The organism is Nocardioides ochotonae, assembly GCF_011420305.2.
In the GTDB taxonomy this organism is placed as follows: domain Bacteria; phylum Actinomycetota; class Actinomycetes; order Propionibacteriales; family Nocardioidaceae; genus Nocardioides; species Nocardioides ochotonae.
Genome location: NZ_CP061769.1, coordinates 2,650,469 through 2,672,113, shown reverse-complemented (window position 1 = coordinate 2,672,113; position 21,645 = coordinate 2,650,469). Strand labels below are relative to the sequence as shown.

The 21,645-nt window shown below is 72.2% G+C and carries 26 protein-coding genes and 1 other RNA gene; 17 read left to right on the top strand and 10 right to left on the bottom strand.

The annotated features are described in order from the left end of the window. Positions 1 to 158: 158 nt before the first annotated feature. Positions 159 to 515, bottom strand: coding sequence for a hypothetical protein (locus HBO46_RS12970; protein WP_166140756.1), 357 nt, complete (start codon positions 513 to 515; stop codon positions 159 to 161). Between the two features lie 409 nt (positions 516 to 924). On the opposite strand from HBO46_RS12970, the gene HBO46_RS12965 reads away from it, so the two are divergent. The 5 genes from HBO46_RS12965 to HBO46_RS12945 all read left to right on the top strand — a co-directional run bounded on the left by HBO46_RS12965 (position 925) and on the right by HBO46_RS12945 (position 3,161). Beyond that, positions 925 to 1,617, top strand: coding sequence for a response regulator transcription factor (locus HBO46_RS12965; protein WP_166140755.1), 693 nt, complete (start codon positions 925 to 927; stop codon positions 1,615 to 1,617). 80 nt (positions 1,618 to 1,697) lie between these two features. Then, positions 1,698 to 2,126: a MarR family winged helix-turn-helix transcriptional regulator gene (locus HBO46_RS12960; RefSeq protein ID WP_166140754.1), complete on the top strand. Its 429-nt coding sequence runs from the start codon at positions 1,698 to 1,700 to the stop codon at positions 2,124 to 2,126. 20 nt (positions 2,127 to 2,146) lie between these two features. Next, positions 2,147 to 2,566 carry a hypothetical protein gene (locus tag HBO46_RS12955; protein ID WP_166140753.1) on the top strand — a complete coding sequence of 140 codons (420 nt, stop codon included), beginning with the start codon at positions 2,147 to 2,149 and terminating at the stop codon, positions 2,564 to 2,566. After that, positions 2,563 to 2,829, top strand: coding sequence for a hypothetical protein (locus HBO46_RS12950; RefSeq protein ID WP_166140752.1), 267 nt, complete (start codon positions 2,563 to 2,565; stop codon positions 2,827 to 2,829). Before HBO46_RS12955 ends, HBO46_RS12950 begins: the two co-directional genes overlap by 4 nt. Then, entirely contained in the window at positions 2,826 to 3,161 is a 336-nt protein-coding gene (locus HBO46_RS12945) for a rhodanese-like domain-containing protein (RefSeq protein ID WP_166140751.1), read from the top strand. The genes HBO46_RS12950 and HBO46_RS12945 overlap by 4 nt, the downstream gene beginning before the upstream one ends. Positions 3,162 to 3,257: 96 nt before the next feature. On the opposite strand, the gene rnpB is transcribed toward HBO46_RS12945, so the two are convergent. After that, positions 3,258 to 3,668, bottom strand: an RNA gene (gene rnpB, locus HBO46_RS12940) — RNase P RNA component class A. 52 nt (positions 3,669 to 3,720) lie between these two features. Between rnpB and HBO46_RS12935 the strand changes: the two genes are divergently transcribed. Continuing rightward, positions 3,721 to 4,164, top strand: a complete 444-nt coding sequence (locus HBO46_RS12935; RefSeq protein ID WP_207950105.1) for a tetratricopeptide repeat protein — start codon at positions 3,721 to 3,723, stop codon at positions 4,162 to 4,164. A 106-nt stretch (positions 4,165 to 4,270) separates the two neighbouring features. Here the strand turns inward: HBO46_RS12935 and map are convergent, their stop codons facing one another. Continuing rightward, on the bottom strand, positions 4,271 to 5,119 hold the full coding sequence (gene map / locus HBO46_RS12930; protein ID WP_191480152.1) for a type I methionyl aminopeptidase: 849 nt from the start codon (positions 5,117 to 5,119) through the stop codon (positions 4,271 to 4,273). Between the two features lie 24 nt (positions 5,120 to 5,143). Between map and HBO46_RS12925 the strand changes: the two genes are divergently transcribed. Further along, entirely contained in the window at positions 5,144 to 5,347 is a 204-nt protein-coding gene (locus HBO46_RS12925; protein WP_166140749.1) for a hypothetical protein, read from the top strand. 45 nt (positions 5,348 to 5,392) lie between these two features. Here HBO46_RS12925 and HBO46_RS12920 read toward each other — a convergent pair whose 3' ends face one another. The 6 genes from HBO46_RS12920 to HBO46_RS12895 all read right to left on the bottom strand — a co-directional run bounded on the left by HBO46_RS12920 (position 5,393) and on the right by HBO46_RS12895 (position 9,315). Continuing rightward, positions 5,393 to 5,806, bottom strand: coding sequence for a VOC family protein (locus tag HBO46_RS12920; protein WP_166140748.1), 414 nt, complete (start codon positions 5,804 to 5,806; stop codon positions 5,393 to 5,395). A gap of 26 nt (positions 5,807 to 5,832) precedes the next feature. Continuing rightward, positions 5,833 to 7,014 carry a PQQ-dependent sugar dehydrogenase gene (locus HBO46_RS12915; protein ID WP_166140747.1) on the bottom strand — a complete coding sequence of 394 codons (1,182 nt, stop codon included), beginning with the start codon at positions 7,012 to 7,014 and terminating at the stop codon, positions 5,833 to 5,835. A gap of 76 nt (positions 7,015 to 7,090) precedes the next feature. Further along, positions 7,091 to 7,354 carry a response regulator transcription factor gene (locus tag HBO46_RS12910; protein WP_224769037.1) on the bottom strand — a complete coding sequence of 88 codons (264 nt, stop codon included), beginning with the start codon at positions 7,352 to 7,354 and terminating at the stop codon, positions 7,091 to 7,093. Further along, the gene (locus HBO46_RS12905) at positions 7,351 to 7,542 is read right to left on the bottom strand and encodes an ATP-binding protein (protein WP_166140746.1); all 192 of its coding nucleotides are present in this window, start codon (positions 7,540 to 7,542) and stop codon (positions 7,351 to 7,353) included. The genes HBO46_RS12910 and HBO46_RS12905 overlap by 4 nt, the downstream gene beginning before the upstream one ends. 315 nt (positions 7,543 to 7,857) lie before the next feature. Next, complete coding sequence (gene panB / locus HBO46_RS12900) at positions 7,858 to 8,715, bottom strand: 3-methyl-2-oxobutanoate hydroxymethyltransferase (protein WP_166140745.1); 858 nt, start codon at positions 8,713 to 8,715, stop codon at positions 7,858 to 7,860. Positions 8,716 to 8,817: 102 nt separating this feature from the next. Next, complete coding sequence (locus tag HBO46_RS12895; RefSeq protein ID WP_166140744.1) at positions 8,818 to 9,315, bottom strand: VOC family protein; 498 nt, start codon at positions 9,313 to 9,315, stop codon at positions 8,818 to 8,820. 102 nt (positions 9,316 to 9,417) lie between these two features. Here HBO46_RS12895 and HBO46_RS12890 point away from each other — a divergent pair, with 102 nt between their 5' ends. The 10 genes from HBO46_RS12890 to HBO46_RS12845 all read left to right on the top strand — a co-directional run bounded on the left by HBO46_RS12890 (position 9,418) and on the right by HBO46_RS12845 (position 20,826). After that, positions 9,418 to 10,176, top strand: a complete 759-nt coding sequence (locus HBO46_RS12890; RefSeq protein ID WP_166140743.1) for a class I SAM-dependent methyltransferase — start codon at positions 9,418 to 9,420, stop codon at positions 10,174 to 10,176. 74 nt (positions 10,177 to 10,250) lie between these two features. Then, the gene (locus HBO46_RS12885) at positions 10,251 to 12,293 is read left to right on the top strand and encodes an NAD(+) synthase (RefSeq protein ID WP_166140742.1); all 2,043 of its coding nucleotides are present in this window, start codon (positions 10,251 to 10,253) and stop codon (positions 12,291 to 12,293) included. A 151-nt stretch (positions 12,294 to 12,444) separates the two neighbouring features. Then, the gene (locus tag HBO46_RS12880; protein ID WP_166140741.1) at positions 12,445 to 13,782 is read left to right on the top strand and encodes a glutamine synthetase family protein; all 1,338 of its coding nucleotides are present in this window, start codon (positions 12,445 to 12,447) and stop codon (positions 13,780 to 13,782) included. A gap of 37 nt (positions 13,783 to 13,819) precedes the next feature. Continuing rightward, positions 13,820 to 14,209 carry a hypothetical protein gene (locus tag HBO46_RS12875; RefSeq protein ID WP_166140740.1) on the top strand — a complete coding sequence of 130 codons (390 nt, stop codon included), beginning with the start codon at positions 13,820 to 13,822 and terminating at the stop codon, positions 14,207 to 14,209. Further along, complete coding sequence (locus tag HBO46_RS12870) at positions 14,206 to 17,184, top strand: bifunctional [glutamine synthetase] adenylyltransferase/[glutamine synthetase]-adenylyl-L-tyrosine phosphorylase (protein ID WP_166140739.1); 2,979 nt, start codon at positions 14,206 to 14,208, stop codon at positions 17,182 to 17,184. The genes HBO46_RS12875 and HBO46_RS12870 overlap by 4 nt, the downstream gene beginning before the upstream one ends. A 165-nt stretch (positions 17,185 to 17,349) precedes the next feature. Further along, positions 17,350 to 17,973: a TasA family protein gene (locus HBO46_RS12865; RefSeq protein WP_166140738.1), complete on the top strand. Its 624-nt coding sequence runs from the start codon at positions 17,350 to 17,352 to the stop codon at positions 17,971 to 17,973. Between the two features lie 296 nt (positions 17,974 to 18,269). Then, positions 18,270 to 18,917 carry a TasA family protein gene (locus tag HBO46_RS12860; RefSeq protein WP_166140737.1) on the top strand — a complete coding sequence of 216 codons (648 nt, stop codon included), beginning with the start codon at positions 18,270 to 18,272 and terminating at the stop codon, positions 18,915 to 18,917. A 76-nt stretch (positions 18,918 to 18,993) separates the two neighbouring features. After that, positions 18,994 to 19,608, top strand: a complete 615-nt coding sequence (locus HBO46_RS12855) for a TasA family protein (RefSeq protein WP_166140736.1) — start codon at positions 18,994 to 18,996, stop codon at positions 19,606 to 19,608. 190 nt (positions 19,609 to 19,798) lie between these two features. Further along, a complete protein-coding gene (locus HBO46_RS12850; RefSeq protein ID WP_166140735.1) occupies positions 19,799 to 20,461 on the top strand; it encodes a signal peptidase I in 663 nt (220 codons plus the stop codon). Continuing rightward, complete coding sequence (locus HBO46_RS12845) at positions 20,458 to 20,826, top strand: Hpt domain-containing protein (RefSeq protein ID WP_166140734.1); 369 nt, start codon at positions 20,458 to 20,460, stop codon at positions 20,824 to 20,826. The genes HBO46_RS12850 and HBO46_RS12845 overlap by 4 nt, the downstream gene beginning before the upstream one ends. A gap of 10 nt (positions 20,827 to 20,836) precedes the next feature. On the opposite strand, the gene HBO46_RS12840 is transcribed toward HBO46_RS12845, so the two are convergent. Beyond that, a complete protein-coding gene (locus HBO46_RS12840) occupies positions 20,837 to 21,580 on the bottom strand; it encodes a response regulator transcription factor (RefSeq protein ID WP_191480151.1) in 744 nt (247 codons plus the stop codon). Positions 21,581 to 21,645 lie beyond the last annotated feature (65 nt).

The following is a 21,645-nucleotide window of genomic DNA, read 5'->3' as shown; positions in this document are numbered from 1 at the left end:
CGCTGCGCGAGGGTCAGGCGTGGCTGTTCGTGCCCGCGTGGTCCGCGCGGTCGTCGAAGTAGTCGCGGCTCCCGGACTGGGCGAGGCCGCGGCTGACCATGTAGCCGAACCCCAAGTGACCACCCGCTCCGGGCGACACTCCCGCCCGTGCGGGTGAGTCAGGAGGTTGCGGCTGCTGCACGCATCGAGGCGACGAACGTCAGCCCGATCGCGGTGACGGTGAGGATGGCGCACAGGGTGAAGGACGTCCAGGCGGTCGGTGCCACCCAGGACGGGACGAGGTCGTGTCCTGCGTTGCAGGGGTTGGTGAACGTCCACCACGGCGCGTCGGAGTGCGAGGCGTAGTAGTCCAGGTCGAAGGGCACGCCGTCGCCCAGCTCGCACTCCTCCTCGACGTCCCAGACCAGGTTCTCCCGGAAGAAGCCGTAGGCGTAGGACGCGAGGAACACCGCAGCCGCGACGGCCGCGGCGACGTAGGAGGCCAGACCCGCTGTCCGCAGGCGTGTGGTCGACATCGGGTCATCCTGCCTTGAAGCGCCCGGACCCGCGCGTGCCGAGCGGGGATCGGTCTGACGGCGGTCCACACGAGACAGGTCTTCGCGCATGGCCGGTCACACCGCGCCGTGAAGGACCTCAGCGGGACCCTGGAGGACACCTGCTCGCCACCGGCCGCGAAGGCGATCCGACGGCGTCGATCTGGATGGAGTACTCGCCCGACGCGTCACTGCGGATCTGGTCCACGTCGGCCCGCACGTCGCCGACCTCGTCCTCCAGGTCGGCCTGGCCAGGCTGAGCCGCACTGAGACTGCTTTGACCCCGAGGCGTGGTGTCCGCGTACGACCTGCGAAACAGCCCGCGCGGCCGGATGGGAGCCCCGCTGCCCACAGAGCCCCGCTGGGCGACGGCGGCGTTAGGGTTTGGCTCGTGACTCACAACCCACAGCGCCCGTTACGCCTCGCGATCGTCGACGACTACGCGGTGGTGGTGGCGGGGGTCGCGGCGTTTCTGGCTGATGAGCGGATCGACGTGGTCGAGACCGGCGCGTCGACGCCGGTTGTCTCGGACGTCGACGTTGTTCTGTACGACACGTTCGCCCAGGTGCAGGGCACCGGAATCGACCTCGAGGACTTCGTTCGCGACAGCGACGCCTATGTGGTCGTCTACAGCTGGAACCTCGATCACAAGCTGATCAAGGAGGCGATCGCAGCGGGCGCGCGAGGCTACCTGTCCAAGGTGCTGACCGGGCCGCAGATCGTGGCAGCCCTGGAGCGGGTCGTCCGCGGCGAGATCGTCATCCTCCCCGGCGACGAGGAGTCGAGCGCCGACGGCGACGGCGACTGGCCCGGACGCGCGGCCGGGCTGTCACCGCGCGAAGCGGAGGTCATCGCGCTGATCACTCAGGGGCTGAGCAATCAAGAGATCGCCACGAGGGTGTTCCTGAGCATCAACACGGTGAAGACCTACATCCGTACGGCGTACCAGAAGATCGGGGTCACCCGGCGTTCGCAGGCGGTTCTGTGGGGCATGCAGAATGGGTTCCAGCCCGATACGTTGCGTACCGTCGACTCCGAGCTCGTGCTGCGCACCAGTCGCCGCTTCCGGGGACCTGAGCGCTAGAGAATCCGCAGGACGTGACACGACCGCGGGGAAGTGACTCACCTAGGTCCTCCCCGGGTCTCACAACTAGCCTTCCGTTCATGTCCGACCTGCCTGGATCGCCGCCGTTCAGCCCGACCGTCATGCTCCTGACCGTCGCCCGGGTCTGGGACGCGGCGTACGCCGAGGCGCTCAAGCCGCTGGGCCTGACCACCCGCAAGTACGGACTGCTGGGTCATGTCCGCGGCACCCCGGGGATCTCGTTCAGCGAGCTGGCCCGGCGCTCGCGGATCACCGTGCAGAGTGCGCACACCGCCGTCGCGGCCTTCGTCACCGCCGGGCTCGTGGACGACGGGACGGCGCATGCCGGGTCTGCCTCGACCCTGCAGGTGACGGCCGCGGGGGAGGAGCTGCTGGCCCGCGCCGCTGAGGTGGTGGCTCGGCTGGACGAGGAGTTCGCGGGGCGGCACCCGGGGCTGACCGAGGCGCTGGCGGCCGAGTGGCGCGGGATCGTGGACGAACGGGGCTGACCTTCAGTTAAACTGAAGGCGTGGAGTCCCTCTTGCTGTCCGTCCATGTCCTGGCGGGCATCCTCTTCGTCGGCCCGGTCGCCGTCACCAGCAGCCTCTTCCCGCGCTACGCCGGCGCCGACCCCGATGTCGCCGGCCTGCTGCACCGCGTCACCCGCGCGTACGGCGGGTGGGCGCTCGCCGTACCCCTGGTCGGCCTCGCCCTGGCCGCCGTGCAGGGGCGGACGACGGAGGTCTGGGTGGTCGTCGCGATGGTGCTCACCGCGATCGCGGGCGGTCTGCTGGCCCTGCAGATCGTGCCCCGTCAACGCGAGGCGCTTCAGGGCGACGGCGCCGCCACCGGGCTGCGGACGCTCGCCATCCAGGCGGGCGTCTTCAATCTGCTGTGGAGCCTGGTGGTGGTCCTGATGATCACCCGCCCCGGATCGAGCAACGGGTGAGCCCGCTGCTGCGCACGCTCGCCGTGCTCTCCGTGCTGGAGCTGATCACCGTGGCCGTCCTGCTGGGCAACCTCGCGACCGTCCACGACGACGCGGTCACCAGCGTCCTGGGTCCCGCCCACGGGGCGACGTACCTGGCCGTTGCGACGACCGCGCTGCTGGGCCGTGGCCTGGCCGGGCGTACCCGAGCCGGAGCGCTGGTGCCCGCGATCGGCGGGCTGCTGACGCTGCTGAACGTACGCCGCGAGGCGGCCCGCGGATGAGCCTGCGCCACTACCTGCACCGGCCGCCGGCGATCTCCGCTGCCGACGCGGTCCGCCTGGTCGCCGAGGGGGCGCTCGTCGTCGACGTACGCCGCGACTTCGAGTGGCGCCGCGCGCACATTCCTGGTGCCGTGCACCTTCCCCTCGACGAGCTGCCGCAGCGCTGCCTGGAGCTGCCCGAGGACCGGCTGCTGATCACGTTCTGCACCGGCGGGATCCGCTCGGCCGGGGCCGCGAACCTGCTGGTCGAGAACGGCTTCGAGGCGGTGAACATGAGCCGCGGGCTGATCGACTGGCGCGCCGCGGGCGGCCCGCTCAGCACCGGGTCCTGACCTGGTGCGAAGGGGAGGTGCAACCCTGGGCACCCCGTCTGCGAGGCGCGGTGCCGAACGGCGTGGTACTGCTCGCGGTGCAGGTCAGGCGTTTTGCGGACGGGCTGGCCTGTAGGCCGGGTTCTGTCCCCGGGGCCCTTGCGGGCGTCCGGGTGGCGACCATCCATCTACGACTGCCGTTGCCGACAGCCTCCAGCGATCTACCCGCGTGCTCGGGCGGGCCGCCCTCGAACGCACGCGCACCGCGGTGCGAAACCGCGGCTTCTTGACCTTGCTCCGGGTGGGGTTTACCTAGCCGGCCCGGTCGCCCGAGCCGCTGGTGGTCTCTTGCACCACCGTTTCACCCTTACCTCCCGGCCCGGTTGCCCGAGCCCGGAGGCGGTCTGTTCTCTGTGGCACTGTCCCGCGGGTCACCCCGGGTGGGCGTTACCCACCACCCTGCCCTGTGGAGCCCGGACCTTCCTCGACGCACTCCGAGGAGTACGGCGCGGTCGCCCGGCCAGCCCATCCGCGGGCACAGCCTCTCACATCCACGACCTCACCCGTCTAGGTTGGTCGGATGGACGAGTCGTTCGAGGAGCTCCAGGCCCCGCCGGTGGTGTTTCCGGGCCAGCGCGGCCACGAGGCGGCGTACAGCACCGCCCACGACCTGCTGTCGCGCCGGGCGCCGGTGGAGGCCCTCGAGGTGATCGAGCCGGCCCTGGCCGAGGAGCCCACCAACACCGGACTGCGCTCGCTGCGGGCGTGGGCGTTCCTGATCCGCGCCCAGCTCGGGCGGGCCGAGGAGGAGCTCACGTCCCTGGTCGCCGACAACCCCGACGACGACTGGGCGCGCCACGCGCTCGGGCGTGCGCTGGAGCGCCAGTCGCGCTTCGCCGAGGCGCTCCCGCACCTGCGCCTCGCGGCGGCGATGAGCGGCGAGCCCGAGCACGAGACCGCGGTGCTGCGGGTGGAGCGGCGCCTCGCCGAGATCGGCGAGCGCTCGTACGACGACCTGGCCTGAGGCCGGCGTACCGAGCGACTTCCCACGTGCTGTGGACGCTTCGCACGCCGTACACCACGTGTGAAGCGACGATAACCCCGCGTTACAGGTGGTCGCGGGGGCGGACTCACACCTCCGTGAGCACCTCGGCGCCCTCGGGGGTGACGAGGAGGGTGTGCTCGAACTGGGCGCTGCGGCGGCGGTCGCGGGTGACGACCGTCCAGCCGTCGTCCCACATCTCCCACTCGTGGGTGCCGAGGTTGAGCATCGGCTCGATGGTGAAGGTCATGCCGACCTCGATCAGGTCGTCGTACTCGGACTCGTCGTAGTGCGGGACGATCAGGCCGGAGTGGAACGCGGTGCCGATGCCGTGGCCGGTGAACTCGCGGACCACGCCGTAGCCGAAGCGCTTGGCGTAGGACTCGATGACCCGGCCGATCACGTCGATCCGCCGGCCCGGGCGCACCGCGTTGATGCCCCGGCGCAGCGCCTCGCGGGTGCGCTCGACGAGCAGCCGGCTCTCCTCGTCGACCTCGCCGGCGAGGAAGGTCGCGTTGGTGTCGCCGTGCACGCCGTCGAGGAACGCGGTGATGTCGATGTTGACGATGTCGCCGTCCTCGATCACCCGGCTGTCCGGGATGCCGTGGCACACCACCTCGTTGACGCTGGAGCACAGCGACTTGGGGAACCCGCGGTAGCCCAGCGTGGAGGGGTAGGCGCCGTGGTCGCAGAGGAACTCGTGGCCGATCCGGTCCAGCTCGTCGGTGGTGATCCCGGGCCGCACGTGCGAGCCGACCAGCTCACGGGCCTGCGCGGCCAGGCGCCCCGCCCGGCGCATCCGCTCGATGGTCTCGGCGTCCTTGACCTCGCTGCCGGTGTACGCCGCGGGGGCGGGCTGGTCGACGTACTCGGGCCGCGGGATGTGGGCGGGGACGGGTCGGCGGGGGGAGACGGTCGCAGGAGCCACAGGAGTCACGGTCGGTGAGTGTAGGTTCTGGCCATGAGCGACGGTGAGTTCTGGTTCTGCCTCAAGCACCGCACGGTCGAGGGACGTGACGGGTGCCGCAACGCCGACCGGCTGGGGCCCTACGCCTCCGCCGCGGAGGCCTCGCAGGCCCTGCAGCGGGTCGAGGAGCGTAACGAGTCCTGGGACAACGACCCCGACTGGAACGACGACGCGGGGCCCGACACCGACGAGACCTGACGCCTCGACGCCGCCAGCGGCCCGATCGCCTGGGCCGCATCCGGCTCAGGCCACGAACAGGCAGAACGGGTGCCCGGACGGGTCGGCCAGCACGACCAGCGGCTCCTCGGGGTCGTCGGTGCGGTCCAGCAGCAGCCGCGCGCCCAGCATCTCCGCCCGCGCCGAGTGACGCGCGAGGGCGTCGAGATCCGGCACCGTGAGGTCAAGGTGCAGCTGCATGGGTACGTCGTGGCTCGGCCAGGTCGTCGGCTCCAGGGTCGGCACCTGCTGGAAGGCGAGCCGGCGTACGTCGTGCTCGTCGACCAGCACCAGCCAGTCCGCGTCGTCGGGGGCGCCGTCGGTCGACGGCTGGTCCCCGGCGCGGTAGCGCAGGCCGAGCAGCTCGCGGTAGAACTCCGCCAGGCCGCGCACGTCGGTGGTGTCGAGCACGGTGTGCAGCAGGTGCGGGACGTCCGGCATCGCTCCTCCTCGGGCCTGGCGGGTCCTCAGCGCCGCGGGGAGACCCGCAGCACCTGGTCGTTACCGCCGTTGGAGGTGGTGATCAGCAGAGAGCCGCCGGGCGCGACGGTGACCGAGCGCAGCCGGCCGTAGCGACGCAGCTCCTGAGGGGTGCGGGTGCGCACCAGCTTGCCGTTGCGGTCGAAGCGCAGGAACACCACGCGCTGGCCGGCCAGTGCGGCGACGGCGAGGTCGCCGGCGTAGGCGCCCCAGCCGCGGGCCGGCACGAACGCGGCGCCGCTGGTCGCGATCGTCGAGGGGCCCGAGCGCCAGCGGGCGGCCCGCTGGCGACCGGGCAGCGACTGGTCGGTCATCGGCACCGACTGGTTGTAGCCGGGCACCGGGTTCCACCCGTAGTCCCCGCCCTTGATGAGCCGGTTCACCTCGTCGTTGCGGTAGCTGCCGTGCTCGACCGACCACAGGGTCCCGTCGCTGCGCTGGGCCAGGCCCTGCACGTTGCGGTGGCCGTAGGTGAACACGTAGCGCTTGGCCTTCCGCTTCGCCTTCACGAACGGGTTGCCGGGCCACGGGGCGCCGGTGCGCAGCAGGCGCAGCGTCTTGCCGCCGTACGACGCGCGGTTGCGGGGGTTGGTCCCCACGGTGCCGTCCCCGGTGCCGACGAGCAGCGAGCCGTCGCGCAGCACCAGCAGCCGGCAGCCACCGTGACGCCCGTCCGCGGTGGCCGGCATTCCGGACAGCAGCGTGCGCACCCGGGTCGCGCGGCGGGCGCCGGGGCCCAGGCGCCAGGCGACCACGTCGACCTCGGGGCTCCCGCCCGCGGGCCGGTCGCCCTGACAGGTGTAGAAGCGGCGGTTGTCGGCGAAGTCCGGGTCGACCTCCAGCGACATCAGGCCGGTCTCGCCGGAGCGCCACACCTGGGCGCTGGGGAACCGGACCCGCCGCTTGGCGCCGTCGGCGACGACCCAGAGCCGGGCGGCGTTGCGCTCGGTGACCAGCAGCCGACCGCGCCCGATCGGCTGGACGTCCCAGGGGATGTCCAGGCCGCCGACGACGGTGCGCACCCGTAGGGCCGGGGCCTCGCGGGCGGCCGGGGCCGGGGCGGGGTCGGCGTTGGTGAGATCGGCTGCGGCGCCGGCCGAGGCCGGCGCGAGCAGACCCAGGCCGAGCAGGAGCGCGGCAGGGACCGAGACGAGCGAGGACCGGCGCATGGGGGGAAGGTATCCCGACGTCCGCGACCGACACCCGGGATCGACAGGCAGACCGCCAGGGGGAGCGGGGAGTGCCTCAGAGCCACCCGTGCCCGTCGGCGGTCAGCACCGCCTCGGCCCGGTTGGTGGCGCCAGTCTTGCCGATCGCGGCGGAGAGGTGGTTGCGCACCGTGCCCTCGGAGAGGAACAGCCGGGCGGCGATCACGGCCACCGAGGCGCCGTCGCGGGCGGCGCGCAGGACGTCGCTCTCGCGCGGCGTGAGCGGGGAGTCCCCGGCCACGAGGGTGTCGGCGGCCAGCATCGGGTCGACGGCGAGCAGCAGCCGGATGCTCCCGCTCACGGTCGGGCCACCTGCAGGCAGAACCCCGGCTCCAGGGCGCGGACCCGCACGGTGGCGCCGACGGCGGCCGCCCGCTCGCGCAGCCCGGCGAGGCCGGTGCCGTCGGACACGGTGAGCCCGGCCGGGGACGCGGCCGGAGGCCCGGCCCCGTCGTCGCGCACCTCCACGCCGGTGGGGGAGAGGGCCACCTCGCAGGAGCCTGCCCCGGAGTGCCGGATCACGTTGGTGACGCCGCCCTCGCGCACCGCCCAGGCGAACAGCTCGGTGGTGGTCTTGCCGGCGCCGTTGGGTCCGGGTGAGGGTGCTGGTGGGAGTCATGGCTCCACCCTCGGGCCGCTGCGGCCCGGCGCCCTCGCCCGGACGTCACGACCTGGCCATGACCGATGTCATGGGTGCGGGTACGGGGTGCGCTTTTCCGCGCAGTTGCGCGGAGAAGTACCGCTACCGGTGGGTAGGAGGTGCTTCCCAGCGCAGTTGCTGAGTTACGCGCACCCCGCGGCCGCTCAGAAGGTGTGCTCGGGCCCGGGGAACGTCCCGGCCCGGACGTCCTCGGCGTACGCGCGAGCGCCGTCGAGCAGGGCGGTGCGCACGTCGGCGTACTGCTTGACGAAGCGCGGCATCTTGCCGGTGCGCAGCCCGAAGGCGTCCTGCCACACCAGCACTTGGCCGTCGCACTGGTTGCCGGCGCCGATGCCGATGGTGGGGATCGACAGCTCGCGGGTGACCTCCGCGGCCACGTCGCCGGGCACCATCTCCATCACGACCGCGAACGCGCCGGCCGCCTCGACCGCGCGGGCGTCGGCGAGGATGCGCTGGGCGGTCTCGCCGCGGCCCTGGACGCGGTAGCCGCCGAGGGTGTGCTCGCTCTGCGGAGTGAAGCCGATGTGCGCCATCACCGGGATGCCGCCCTGGACCATGCGGGTGATGACCGGCGCCATCTCCTCGCCGCCCTCGAGCTTGACGCAGTGCGCCCCGCCCTCCTTCATGAACCGCACCGCGGTGAGGTAGCCCTGCTCGGGGGAGGCCTGGTAGGACCCGAACGGCAGGTCGCCGACGACCAGCGCCCGGCGCGCGGAGCGGGAGACCGCACGGGTGAGCGGGATCAGCTCGTCGACCGTGACCGGCAGCGAGGTCTCGTTGCCGAAGACGTTGTTGGAGGCGCTGTCGCCGACGAGCAGCACCTCGATGCCCGCCTCGTCGAAGACCTGGGCGGTGTACTGGTCGTAGGCGGTGAGCATCGCGAAGCGCTCGCCGCGCTCCTTCAGCTCGCGCAGGTGGTGGGTGCGGATCCGCTTGCGGGGGGTGGCGGCGGTCTCGGTGGCCGCCGCGCCGCTGCCGTACGGCGCGGTCTCTTCGCTCATCGTCGAGCTCCGTTTCCTGTGGCGTCTCGAGGCTCCCTCGTGGAGTCCCCGGACGGCCCTCAGGCTAGACCGGTGCAGCCGGTGCCTTCACCGTGAGGGCCATCACGCGGGGGCCGCGGCGTCCGCGGCGGCCTCCAGGTCGGCCACCACGATCCGACGCATCTGGAGCATCGCCTGCTGGGCCGCGTGCGCGCGGGCCGGGTCCGGGTCGCGCAGCAGCTCATAGAGGCGGCGGGGGGTCACCTGCCAGGAGACGCCGAAGCGGTCCTTGAGCCAGCCGCACATCGACTCCTCGCCGCCGTCGGTGAGCCGGTCCCAGTAGTGGTCGACCTCCGCCTGGTCGGCGCAGTCGATCTGGAAGGAGACCGCCTCGCTGAAGCGGAACTGCGGGCCGCCGTTGATGCCGCGGAACATCACCCCACCGAGGGTGAAGTCGGCGGCCAGGACGCCGCCGTCGGGACGACGCAGCACGTCGCCGACCGAGGAGGTCGGGAAGATCGGGGTGTAGAAGTCCATCGCCGCCTCGAGATCGTCGTCGAACCACAGGCACGGGCTGATCACGACGGTCGTCGGGGGCGAGGCGGAGTGCGGAGTGGACATCGTTACCTCCAGGGGTGGTGGCGCCGGGATGCGCTGCGAGTCAGACTGGATCGACGAGGCGAACTCATCGCCGACACAGGTGCCGAGTACCGGGAGCCAGGTGTGTCCTTCGAGGTGTCCGCGCAGGCGTACGACCGTTTCATGGGTCGCTACTCCGAGCCGCTCGCCGACCTGTTCGCCCAGGCCAGCGGCGCCGAGCCGGGTCACCGGGCGCTCGACGTCGGCTGCGGTCCCGGCGCCCTGACCGCGCGGCTGGTGGAGCGCCTCGGCGCCGCCCATGTGGCCGCGGTCGACCCGGTGCCGGCCTTCGTCGATGCCACCGCCGCACGCTGTCCCGGGTCGCTCGTACGACGCGGCGACGTCAGCCTGCTGCCCTTCGACGACGCGGCGTACGACCTGGTGCTGGGACAGCTGGTGGTGCAGTTCATGCCCGACCCGGTGGCCGGGCTCCGGGAGATGGCGCGGGTCGCGGGCCCGGGCGGCACGATCGGCGCCTGCGTGTGGGACCACGCCGGGGACAGCGGCCCGGTGTCGGCGTTCTGGGGCGCGGTCCGGGCCCTGGAGCCCGACGTGCACGGCGAGGCCGGCCTGCCCGGCACCGCCAAGGATGACCTGCCGCGCCTGGCCGAGGCCGCCGGGCTTCGGGTCACCTCCGCCGAGCGGCTCACCGTGCGGGTGCGCCACGAGTCCTTCGAGGACTGGTGGGAGCCCTACACGCTCGGTGTCGGTCCGGCCGGCGCGCACGTCGCGAGCTGCCGCGGTGACACCGCGGAGCGGCTGCGCGAGGAGTGCCGGCGCCGGTTGCCCGACGAGCCGTTCGACGTGCACGCGACCGCCTGGTCGATCCTCGCGCGGGCCTGACCCGAGTCCCGAGCGGTCGCCCGCGCGCGGGCGGCGGTCCACGGGCGGCGGCCGGGGGTGCGAAACTCACCCGCGTGGACTTCTACTCCGCCTACGCCCACGGCTTCGCACGCGTCGCCGCCGTCACCATGCCGGTGCGGGTCGCCGACCCGGCGACCAACCTCGCGAGCGTGCTCGAGCAGGCCCGGGCCTGCCACGACGAGGGCGTGGCGGTGGCGGTCTTCCCCGAGCTGTGCCTGTCCGGCTACGCCCTCGACGACCTGTTCCTCCAGGACCCGTTGCTCGACGCCGTGCGGGCGTCGATCGAGGTGCTGGTCAGCGCCTCGGTCGACCTGACCCCGGTGCTGGTCGTCGGCGCGCCGCTGGTCCACGGCAACCGGGTGCTCAACGCCGCGGTCGTGGTGCACCGCGGCCGGGTCCTGGGCGTGGCGCCGAAGTCCTACCTGCCGACGTACCGCGAGTTCTACGAGCGGCGCTGGTTCGCGCCCGGCGACGACGTCACCGGCACCGTGGTGCTGGCCGGTCAGGAGGCCCCGATCGGCCCGGACCTGATCTTCGACGCCGTCGACGTGCCCGGCCTGGTGCTGCACGCCGAGGTCTGCGAGGACATGTGGGTGCCGGTCCCGCCCAGCGCGGAGGCCGCCCTCGCCGGGGCCACCGTGCTCGCCAACCTCTCCGGGAGCCCGATCACCGTCGGGCGCGCGGAGGATCGCCGGCTGATGGTCCGCTCGGCGTCCTCGCGCTGCCTCGCGGCCTACGTGTACGCCGCGGCGGGTCAGGGCGAGTCCAGCACCGACCTGTCCTGGGACGGTCAGACGATGGTCTACGAGCACGGCGAGCTGCTGGGGGAGAGCGAGCGGTTCCCCGACGGCCCGCGCCGTACCGTGGTCGACCTCGACCTGGACCGGATCCGCCTGGAGCGGCTGCGCACCGGCACCTTCGACGACAACCGCCGGGCCGTGGCGGCCCGCTCCGCGGGCCGGGGGTTCCGCCGCGTCGAGTTCCGCCTCGACCCGCCCTCCGGCGACCTGGGGCTGCGGCGCAGCGTGGACCGCTTCCCGTTCGTGCCCGACGACCCCGAGCGGCTCGCGCAGGACTGCTACGAGGCCTACAACATCCAGGTCTCCGGGCTCGAGCAGCGGCTGCGCGCCATCGGCGACCCCAAGATCGTCATCGGCGTCTCCGGCGGGCTGGACTCCACCCACGCGCTGATCGTCGCGGCCAACGCGATGGACCGGCTGGGCCGCCCGCGCAGCGACATCCTCGCCTTCACGCTGCCCGGGTTCGCGACCAGCGAGGCGACCCGCACCAACGCCGTACGCCTGATGGAGTCGCTCGGCACCACCTACGAGACGATCGACATCACCGCGGCCGCGCGCCAGATGCTCAGCGACATGGGGCACCCGTTCGCCCGCGGCGAGGAGGTCTACGACGTCACCTTCGAGAACGTCCAGGCCGGGCTTCGCACCGACTACCTGTTCCGCCTGGCCAACCAGCGCGGCGGCATCGTGCTCGGCACCGGTGACCTCTCCGAGCTCGCCCTGGGCTGGTGCACCTACGGCGTGGGCGACCAGATGTCGCACTACAACGTCAACGCCGGGGTGCCGAAGACCCTGATCCAGCACCTGATCCGCTGGGTGATCGGCCACGACCAGTTCGACGCCGACACCGTCGAGGTGCTCCAGGAGATCCTCGAGCAGGAGATCTCCCCGGAGCTGGTGCCCAGCCGCGAGGACGAGCGGCCGCAGAGCACCGAGGACGTGGTGGGTCCTTACGCGCTGCAGGACTTCACCCTCTTCCACGTGCTGCGCTACGGCATGCGGCCCAGCCGGATCGCCTTCCTGGCCTGGCACGCCTGGCACGATGCCGCCGCGGGGCAGTGGCCCCCGGGCTTCCCGGCGGACAAGCGGGTGGCCTACGACCTCGACGAGGTGCGGCACTGGCTGGAGGTGTTCGTACGCCGCTTCTTCGCCTCCCAGTTCAAGCGCTCCGCGCTGCCGAACGGGCCGAAGGTCAGCGCCGGCGGCACCATGTCGCCGCGCGGGGACTGGCGGATGCCCTCGGACGCGAGCCCTGCCGCCTGGCTGGCCGACCTCGAGTCGGTGCCCCCGTCCTGAGCACCGTCCGGAGCGCGGTGACCGCATGAAACCGCGTCGAAACATGCCCGAAACACGCCGCGTCGGAGGCGTGGCCGACCTCACGTCGGGCGAGGTCGCCTCATGGGTGGGTGGCATCGCGACTGTCCCTGCACGTGGATAGGGTGCGGTCATGGGCAAGCAGGAAGACTTCGTTCTCCGCGCTCTTGAGGAGCGAGACGTCCGGTTCGTCCGGCTGTGGTTCACCGACGTGCTCGGGTTCCTCAAGTCGGTCGCGGTCGCTCCGGCGGAGCTGGAGGGCGCCTTCTCCGAGGGCATCGGCTTCGACGGCTCCGCGATCGAGGGCTTCGCCCGGGTGCACGAGGCCGACATGCTGGCCAAGCCGGACCCCACGACGTTCCAGATCCTGCCGTGGCGAGGCGACTCGCCCAGCACCGCGCGGATGTTCTGCGACATCGAGATGCCCGACGGCTCCCCGTCGTACGCCGACCCGCGCCACGTGCTCAAGCGCACCCTGGGCAAGGCGGCCGACAAGGGCTTCACCTTCTACACCCACCCCGAGATCGAGTTCTACCTCTTCAAGGACACCCCGGTGCCGGGCGCCGAGCCCGAGCCGGTCGACCGCAGCGGCTACTTCGACCACACCGCGCAGTCGATGGGTGCGGACTTCCGCCGCGAGGCGATCCACATGCTGGAGTCGATGGGCATCTCGGTGGAGTTCAGCCACCACGAGGCCGGCCCCGGCCAGCAGGAGATCGACCTGCGCTACGCCGACGCGCTCAGCACCGCCGACAACATCATGACCTTCCGCACCGTCATCCGTGAGGTGGCGCTCAACCAGGGCATCTGGGCCTCGTTCATGCCCAAGCCCTTCACCACCCACCCCGGCTCGGGCATGCACACCCACGTCTCGCTCTTCGAGGGCGACCAGAACGCCTTCTACGAGGCGGGCGCGGAGTACCAGCTCTCCCAGACCGGGCGCCAGTTCATCGCCGGCGTGCTGCGCCACGCCAGCGAGATCAGCGTGGTCACCAACCAGTGGGTCAACAGCTACAAGCGGATGATGACCGGCGGCGAGGCCCCCTCCTACATCTGCTGGGGCCACAACAACCGCTCGGCGATGATCCGGGTGCCGATGTACAAGCCCGAGAAGGGCCAGTCGACCCGCATCGAGCTGCGCACCATCGACGCCGCGTGCAACCCCTACCTCGCCTTCGCGGTCACCCTGGCCGCCGGCATGAAGGGGATCGAGGGCGGCTACGAGCTGCCCCGCGAGGCCGAGGACGACGTCTGGGCGCTCAGCGAGCGCGAGCGCAAGGCGCTCGGGATCCAGCCGCTGCCGCGCAGCCTGTCCGAGGCGATCAGCGTGGCCGAGGACTCCGAGCTGCTCGCCGAGACCCTCGGTGAGCACGTCTTCGACTACTTCCTGCGCAACAAGCGCGCGGAGTGGGACGAGTACCGCGGCCAGGTCTCCGCCTTCGAGCGCGACCAGATGCTGCCGGTCCTCTGACCCCGCGCCGGGTCTGGGCAGCGGTCACGGACTGCACGTGAACAGCGACGGGATGGCGCCGGTGCTCTACTCACCGCGCCGTGCCCGGGCGCTGCACGTCGCCTTGTGGGTGGCGTTCGTGCCGTCGGCACTGGTCGCGCTCGGCGCGCTGGCGGAGATCGTCGCCGATGCCCGCGACCTCCCCGACCGGCTGCCGCTCGTGGTGGCCCGGGCGCTGGTGGGGCTGGTGCTGGTCGGCCTGTGCGTGCTCGCGCTGCGGCGCCTCGAGGCCCGCGACCGGGGCGCCCGGACCGCCTGCCTGCTGCTCGGTCTCGCCCTGATCGTGCTGGCGGTGCCGCTGTTCGGCCTCGTGGTGGCCTTCGTGATGCCGCTCAGCGGCGTCGCGCTGCTCGCGCTCGCCCTGGTGCCCGGGCCGGTGGCCGCATGATCCGCCCGACGACCGGCCGGACCGCGCTGGTGCGCCTGGGGTTCGTCGACACCGAGACGGCGCGGGACCGGCTGCTGGCCCTCGGTGACGCCGCCGACCCGCTGCTGTCGGTGTTCGGACGGGCCGCCGACCCCGACGAGGCGTTGGCCGGACTCACCCGGCTGGTCGAGGCGGCCCCGGACGGCCACGAGCTGCTGGAGACCCTCGCCGACGACGAGGGCACCGCGATGCGCCTGCTGATGGTCCTCGGGGCCAGCCCCGCGCTGGGGGACCACCTCGTGCGCCATCCCGAGCACTGGCGTGAGCTCACCGATCCGCTGCTGGGATCGACCCGCCCCCCGGCGTACGCACTGCGCGAGAGCCTGCTGGGCGTCGTCGGTGCCGACCCGCACGCCGACTCGCCGGTGGCCGCCGTCCCGGACGCGCAGGCGGTGGACGCGCTGCGGGTGGAGTACCGCCGCCTGCTGCTGCGGCTGGCCGCCCGCGACCTCGCCCACGGCGTCGGCATCGACGACGTGGCCGCGGAGCTCTCCGACCTGGCCGCCGGCACCCTCGAGGCCGGGCTCGCGATCGCGCGGCAGCGGGTGGGGGAGCCCGCCGACCTGGTGCGCCTGGCGGTCGTCGCGATGGGCAAGTGCGGCGGCCACGAGCTCAACTACGTCTCCGACGTCGACGTGATCTTCGTCCACGAGCCCCTCGAGGGCGCCCCCGAGGCGGCCGCGCTGCGGGCTGCGACCCAGCTGGCCAGCAACCTGATCCAGATCTGCTCCGACCACACCGGCGAGGGCACCATCTGGCCGGTCGACGCCGCGTTGCGACCCGAGGGCAAGGCCGGGCCGCTGGTGCGCACGCTGGCCAGCCACCGTGGCTACTACGAGCGCTGGGCGAAGACCTGGGAGTTCCAAGCACTGCTCAAGGCGCGTCCGGTCGCCGGCGACCTCGCCCTCGGGGCGGCGTACGTCGACATGGTGGCCCCGATGGTGTGGAGCGCGGCCGAGCGCGACCACTTCGTCGAGGACACCCAGGCGATGCGCCGCCGGGTCATCGAGCACATCCCGGCCAAGGAGGCGGAGCGGCAGATCAAGCTGGGCTCCGGCGGGCTGCGCGACGTGGAGTTCGCGGTGCAGCTGCTCCAGCTGGTGCACGGTCGCGCCGACGAGCGGATCCGGGTGCCCACCACGCTGAGCGCGCTCGCCGAGCTCACCCGCGGCGGGTACGTCGGTCGTGAGGACGGCGAGGCGATGCACGAGGCCTACGCCTTCCTGCGCGCGCTCGAGCACCGCATCCAGCTGCGCCGCCTCCAGCGCACCCACGTGGTGCCCGACGACGAGGAGGCGCTGCGCTGCCTGGGGCGCAGCCTGGGGTTCATGAAGAGCCCCGCGGCGAGCTTCGCCAGGGTCTTCGAGCACCACCGCCGCGAGGTCCGGCGCCTGCACGAGAAGCTCTTCTACCGCCCCCTGCTCTCGGCCGTGGCGTCCATCCCCGGCCACGAGGTCCGACTCTCGCCCGAGGCGGCCGAGAAGCGCTTGAGCGCGCTGGGCTACCTCGACGCCCGCGCGGCGCTGCGCCACCTCGAGGCGCTCACCAGCGGGGTGTCGCGGCGCGCCAACATCCAGCGCACGCTGCTGCCCGCGATGCTCGACTGGTTCGCCGAGGGCGCCGACCCCGACGCCGGGCTGTTCGGCTTCCGCCGGATCAGCGAGTCGCTCGGCTCGACGCCTTGGTACCTCGCCACCCTGCGCGACGAGGGCGCGGTCGCCCAGCGGCTGGCGCGCCTGCTCGCCACCTCGCGCTACGTCACCGCCCTGCTCGAGCGCGAGCCCGAGGGGGTGCGGATGCTGGCCGGCGACCTGGTGCCCTCGGGCGCGGAGTCGCTGACCGCGGAGATGGTGGCGACCGCGCGCCGCCAGGACGACCCCGAGGAGGCGGTGCGCCGGATCCGTGCGATCCGTCGCCGCGAGCTGGTGCGCATCGCCTCCGGCGACGTGCTCGGGCTCACCGACGTCGCCGACGTGGGCGACGGCCTCACCCGGCTCACCGACGCCACGCTCGAGTCCACGCTGCAGGTCGTCGAGGCCGCCGTACGACGTCAGCGCGGGCTGGCGGAGGCCCCGACCCGGATGGCGATCGTCGCGATGGGCCGCTACGGCGGCTTCGAGCTGTCCTACGGCAGCGACGCCGACGTGCTGTTCGTGCACGACCCCGTCCCGGGTGCGGACCCGCAGCGGGCGTCGTCGTACGCCCAGGCCGTGGCCAACGAGCTGCGCCGCCTGTTGGCCGCGCCCGGTCCGGACCCGGCGCTCGACATCGACGCCGACCTGCGTCCCGAGGGTCGCCAGGGGGCGCTGGTGCGCACTCTGGACTCCTACGCCGCCTACTACGCGCGGTGGTCGAAGGTGTGGGAGGCCCAGGCCCTGCTGCGCGCCGACGCGGTGGTCGGTGATCCCGACGTGCGCCGCCGGTTCACCGAGCTCATCGACCCGCTGCGCTTCCCCGAGGCCGGGATCAGCGCCGACGACGTGCTGGAGGTACGCCGGATCAAGGCGCGCGTCGATCGCGAGCGGCTGCCGCGCGGCGCCGACCCGCAGACCCACCTCAAGCTCGGGCCGGGCGGGCTCACCGACATCGAGTGGACGGTGCAGCTGATCCAGATGCGCTTCGCCGGGCAGGTCCCTGGGCTGCGCACCCCACGCACGCTCTCCGCGCTGGCGGCCGCGCGTGAGGCCGGGCTGATCGAGGCGGCCGACGCCGAGGTGCTCGAGGAGGCCTGGCGGCGGGTGAGCCGCACGCGGAACGCCGCGACCCTGGTGCGCGGCAAGCCCAGCGACCAGCTCCCGCGCGACACCCGCGAGCGGGTCGGGGTGGCCAACATCCTCGGCTACGGGCCGGGGGAGTCCGAGGAGATGGTCAACGACCACCTGCGCTGCACCCGCAAGGCGCGCGCCGTGGTCGACCGGGTGTTCTGGGAGGACTGAGGCGCCTCACCGGGGCTTCCCGAAGCCCTTGTCCTTTCCTTGAGACAACGTGAGGCAAGGCGAGGGGGTTTGCCGGTCCTTGCCTTGAATCGCGGGCGGCAGAGTTCTGGTCATCGAGAGAACGCCAGCCGACACCCGGTCTGGCTCAGACCGGAGGAGATCCCGATGCGCAAGAACACCACCACCAACCGCCGCTCCAACGCCACCAAGGTGATCGCCTCGGTCGCCCTCCTCGCCGGCGCCGCGTCGGTCGCCGGCCTCGGCACCTTCGGTGCCTTCACCGACACCACCGCCGCCGACCAGAAGGTCAGCACCGGCACCGTCGAGTTCGACGGCCTCAAGACCGGCCTCGGTGTCGACGTCGCGGGCATGGTCCCCGGCGACTGGATCGAGCGCCCCCTCACCCTGACCCGCGCCGCGAACAGTGTCGACTTCGGCACCGTGACGCTCACCACCACCGCGACCGGTGACGCCCTTCTCACCAGCGACGTCACCAACGGTCTGCAGCTCGCCATCGACGCGTGCGATGTCGAGTGGAAGGTCAACGCTGACAAGAGCATGACCTGCTCTGGTACTGCTGCTTCCCCCGTGCCGCTGGTCGAGGGCGCGGTGCTCGGCGCGGACCGCACGCTCACCGGAGTGGCCGAGGCGCTGAACAAGGTGGGCAAGGAGTCCCACCTCCGGGTGACCCTGACGCTTCCGAAGGCCGCTGGCAACGACTTCAAGAACCTCAGCACCACCGTCAAGTTCGACCTCACCGCCACCCAGCGTGACGGCAAGGCGCTCTGACACCTGGCCGCAGCGCACCACCAAGCCCCCGGGCGGGCCTGGTACCCCGTCTCGTGCCCGCCCGGGCCTGCCACGACCCGGCCGCCCACCCCCGCGGTGGCCGGCCGGGTCGTGCACTTCCGCCGACTCGTCCAACCACTGGCTAGTCCAACCATTGGCGCCTTGCGAGTCCCTTGTGGCAAAGGCGCGGTTGTGCAGGGGCCGGCCTTGAGGCCGGAACGGCAGAGTCCTGTCCAGCGAAGCAGAAGCACCCGCCCGGCCGGGCGGTCACCCGACGTCACCGAGAAGGAGCCGACATGAGCCGCAGCACCGGGCGTCACGCCGCTCCTCGCCGCCGCGTGCGTCGTACGCCGACCCGCCGCCACTCGACCGCGACCAAGCTGGTCGCCTCGGTGGCCCTGGTCGCCGGCTCCGCGTCGGTCGCGGGCCTGGGCACCTTCGGCGCCTTCACCGACACCACCACGGCCAACCAGGCGGTCGCCTCAGGCACCGTCACGATCGGCGCCGACGCGGCCAGCATGAACCTGGCGGCCGCCGGCCTGGTCCCCGGTGACACGGTGCAGCGCGCGATCACCCTCACCCGCGGTGGGGGCGAGACCTTCGGCTCGGTCAAGCTGAGCACCACCGCCGGCGCCCAGAACAAGCTCGTCACCGACCCGACCAACGGCCTCCAGCTGACCGTCGAGCAGTGCCCCACGGCATGGACCGCGTCGGGCAACACCTGGCGCTGCTCGGGCACCGTGACGTCCGTGATCGCGAAGCGTGCCGTCATCGGCACCGGTCTCGACCTCGTCGCCCCCCTGGCGCGCCTCAACTCCGAGAAGCAGTCCTTCCTGCGGATCACCCTGACGCTGCCCACCGAGGCCAACAACGACTTCCAGGGCCTGAACAACACCCTCACCTTCACGTTCGACGCGCTCCAGCGCGCCGGCCAGCCGAAGTGAGTGCCGCGCCCGTCCACACCGCATCGACCGGACACCGGCCGACCAGACCTGGCCGACCAGACAAGAGGAGCACCCGATGAGCACGACCACCCGACCCGGCCGTCGTCGTACGGCGACCAAGGTGTTCGCCTCGCTCGCCCTTCTCGCCGGCGCAGCCTCGGTGGCTGGTCTCGGCACCTTCGGTGCCTTCACCGACACCACGACCGCGGACCAGAAGGTCTCCACCGGCACCATCGACCTGGGCGACCTCAAGGGGAGCATCAGTGAGCCTGTCAGCGGCCTGGTGCCGGGCGACTGGATCGAGCGCCGTGTCACCCTGACCCGTGCCGCGAACAGCGAGCGTTTCGGGTCCCTCACACTGACCACCAGCGTGAGCGAGGTCAAGGGTGCGGTGACCGACCCGACCAACGGGCCTCTGCTCGCCGTCGACGCGTGCAGCGTCCCGTGGGTCGACCAGGACGGCACCGCGGAGCTCACCTGTGGGGGAGAGACGACCGGCGTCGTCTCCAGCAGGTCGGCGCTCGGCAGGTTCGACCTCAAGGACGCGCTGCCCGCCCTGAACGACCACGCCACGGCGCACCTCCGGATCACGCTCAAGCTCGCGGAGACCGCCGGCAACGAGTACAAGAACGCGAGCGCCAAGGTGAGGTTCACCTTCGACGCCGGGCAGCTCGGCGGCAAGCCGCTCTGAGCACGGGTCCACGACCCGGTCGTCCACCCTGGGGGTGGCCGGCCGGGTCGTGGCCATTTCGGGTCCGCCCGCCTTGCGCCTTCCTTGAGGGAATGGCCCGGGTTCGCACGGTCCGGGCTTGAGGTCGAGGCGGCAGAGTTCTGTCCATCGAGAGAACAGCTCCACCACGGCAGATCCCCGGAGGTACGCCATGAGCACGATCGCACCGGTTCACCCCGGCCGCCGGCATGGCGTCGAGGACCCGACGGGTACGCCGTCCGAGGCCGGCCCGGGCCGGTTCCGCCGGGCAGTGGATTCGGTGTTCAGCATCCTGGTGACCGTGACCCTGGTGATCGCGCTGGGCGGGTTCTTGTTCCTCGTGATCGGCCCGCACGTGCTGGGCTACCGCACCTCGACCATGCTCACCGGCAGCATGGAGCCGATGATCTCGCCCGGCGACGTCATCGTCATCAAGCAGATCCCCTCCACCGAGCTGGAGGTCGGCGACATCGTCACCTACCACATCCCGGTCGAGGACCACCGTGTCGAGACGCACCGCGTGGTCGACGTGAGCAGGGTCGACGGCCAGGTCGCCATGCGGACCAAGGGCGACGCCAACGCGGGCGAGGACCCCTGGACCGCCATCATCGAGAGCGAGTCGGTCTGGGTGGTCGACGAGGTCGTGCCCCACATCGGCAAGGCGATCCGGTTCCTGCACACCCCCTGGGTCAACAAGGTCGTCCTCTGGATCGCCGTGGGCGGCGTGCTCGTGCTCGGGTTCCTCCAGATCTGGGGTCGCCCCGAGGACTCCGACGACGCAGCGGACACCGCGGACGCAGCGGGGACGGATCCCGACGAGGACGACGTGTCGTGACCGTCATGGACGACACCGCGTTGGACGTCGCCGTCCTCGAGCGCCTGGCCGCCGACCTGGGGGACCGGGCGTTCGTCGCCTCGCTGCTCGTGCGCTTCGAGGGCCTGCTCGAGCGCCGGCTGCACCGGATCGTTGCGTCCCTGCGGACCGACGACGCCGTCTCGGCGATGGACGCGACGCTGAGCCTCAAGTCCTCGGCCGCCACGATCGGTGCGCGCGAGCTGCTCGACCTCGCCGTCGTGATCGAGCACGACGTACGCCGTGGCGACCTCGCCCGGGCGCTCGCCGAGCTGCCGCGGCTGCACGACGCGGCGCACCGCTGCCGCCGGGCGCTCGCCGACTACCTCGGACGCGGCGAGCGCTGAGCGGTCCGGCTCAGGCCAGCGACTCCATGCGGTAGCCGACCCCACGCACGGTCCGCACGAACTTCGTCGTCTTGTCCTCGCCCAGCTTGCGGCGCAGGTTGCCGATGTGGACCTCGACGAGGTGGGTGTCGGAGGCCCACTCGGTGTCCCACACCGAGCGCAGCAGCGCCTCACGGGTCCACACGCGTGCCGGCGTGCGCATCAGCTCGGTGAGCAGGTCGAACTCGGTGCGGGTGAGCGTGAGCTCCTGGCGGTCGCGGAAGGCCCGGCGGCCGTCGACGTCGACCCGCAGCGGACCGTGCTGGAGCACCTCGTGGTCGGCGCCGTTCGCGCGGGCGGTCTGGGCGAGCGGGGTCGGGACGTCGGGCCCGCGGCGCGGGCGGCGGAACATCGCGTTGACGCGTGCCTTGAGCTCGTGGACGTCGAAGGGCTTGGAGATGAAGTCGTCGGCGCCGGTCTCCAGGCCGATCAGCCGGTCGATCTGCTCGTCGCGCGCGGTGATCATCACGACGTAGGCGTCGCTGAACTCGCGGATGCGCCGGCAGGTCTCGATGCCGTCGATGCCGGGCAGACCCAGGTCGAGGGTCACCAGGTCCGGGTCGCGCTCGCGCGCGTGGTCGACCCCCTCCATCCCGGACCCGACCGCTGTCACCGCGAACCCCTGGGTGGAGAGCGTGAACTCGATCAGCGATCGAATGTCCTCGTCATCCTCGACCACCAGTGCCTGACGTTCTGCCCCCGAAACGCTCCCCATGGGCCACATGGTGCCAGACCTTGAGAGTTCCTTGAGTTCGAACCGCGCACGACTTGAGGACCGTT

Coding starts and splice junctions, on each gene's coding strand:
- HBO46_RS12970 (WP_166140756.1), bottom strand. CDS start 515: ATGTCGACCACACGCCTGCGGACAGCGGGTCTGGCCTCCTACGTCGCC.
- HBO46_RS12960 (WP_166140754.1), top strand. CDS start 1,698: ATGTCCGACCTGCCTGGATCGCCGCCGTTCAGCCCGACCGTCATGCTC.
- HBO46_RS12945 (WP_166140751.1), top strand. CDS start 2,826: ATGAGCCTGCGCCACTACCTGCACCGGCCGCCGGCGATCTCCGCTGCC.
- HBO46_RS12935 (WP_207950105.1), top strand. CDS start 3,721: ATGGACGAGTCGTTCGAGGAGCTCCAGGCCCCGCCGGTGGTGTTTCCG.
- HBO46_RS12925 (WP_166140749.1), top strand. CDS start 5,144: ATGAGCGACGGTGAGTTCTGGTTCTGCCTCAAGCACCGCACGGTCGAG.
- HBO46_RS12920 (WP_166140748.1), bottom strand. CDS start 5,806: ATGCCGGACGTCCCGCACCTGCTGCACACCGTGCTCGACACCACCGAC.
- HBO46_RS12915 (WP_166140747.1), bottom strand. CDS start 7,014: ATGCGCCGGTCCTCGCTCGTCTCGGTCCCTGCCGCGCTCCTGCTCGGC.
- panB (WP_166140745.1), bottom strand. CDS start 8,715: ATGAGCGAAGAGACCGCGCCGTACGGCAGCGGCGCGGCGGCCACCGAG.
- HBO46_RS12895 (WP_166140744.1), bottom strand. CDS start 9,315: ATGTCCACTCCGCACTCCGCCTCGCCCCCGACGACCGTCGTGATCAGC.
- HBO46_RS12880 (WP_166140741.1), top strand. CDS start 12,445: ATGGGCAAGCAGGAAGACTTCGTTCTCCGCGCTCTTGAGGAGCGAGAC.
- HBO46_RS12870 (WP_166140739.1), top strand. CDS start 14,206: ATGATCCGCCCGACGACCGGCCGGACCGCGCTGGTGCGCCTGGGGTTC.
- HBO46_RS12865 (WP_166140738.1), top strand. CDS start 17,350: ATGCGCAAGAACACCACCACCAACCGCCGCTCCAACGCCACCAAGGTG.
- HBO46_RS12860 (WP_166140737.1), top strand. CDS start 18,270: ATGAGCCGCAGCACCGGGCGTCACGCCGCTCCTCGCCGCCGCGTGCGT.
- HBO46_RS12855 (WP_166140736.1), top strand. CDS start 18,994: ATGAGCACGACCACCCGACCCGGCCGTCGTCGTACGGCGACCAAGGTG.
- HBO46_RS12850 (WP_166140735.1), top strand. CDS start 19,799: ATGAGCACGATCGCACCGGTTCACCCCGGCCGCCGGCATGGCGTCGAG.
- HBO46_RS12840 (WP_191480151.1), bottom strand. CDS start 21,580: ATGGGGAGCGTTTCGGGGGCAGAACGTCAGGCACTGGTGGTCGAGGAT.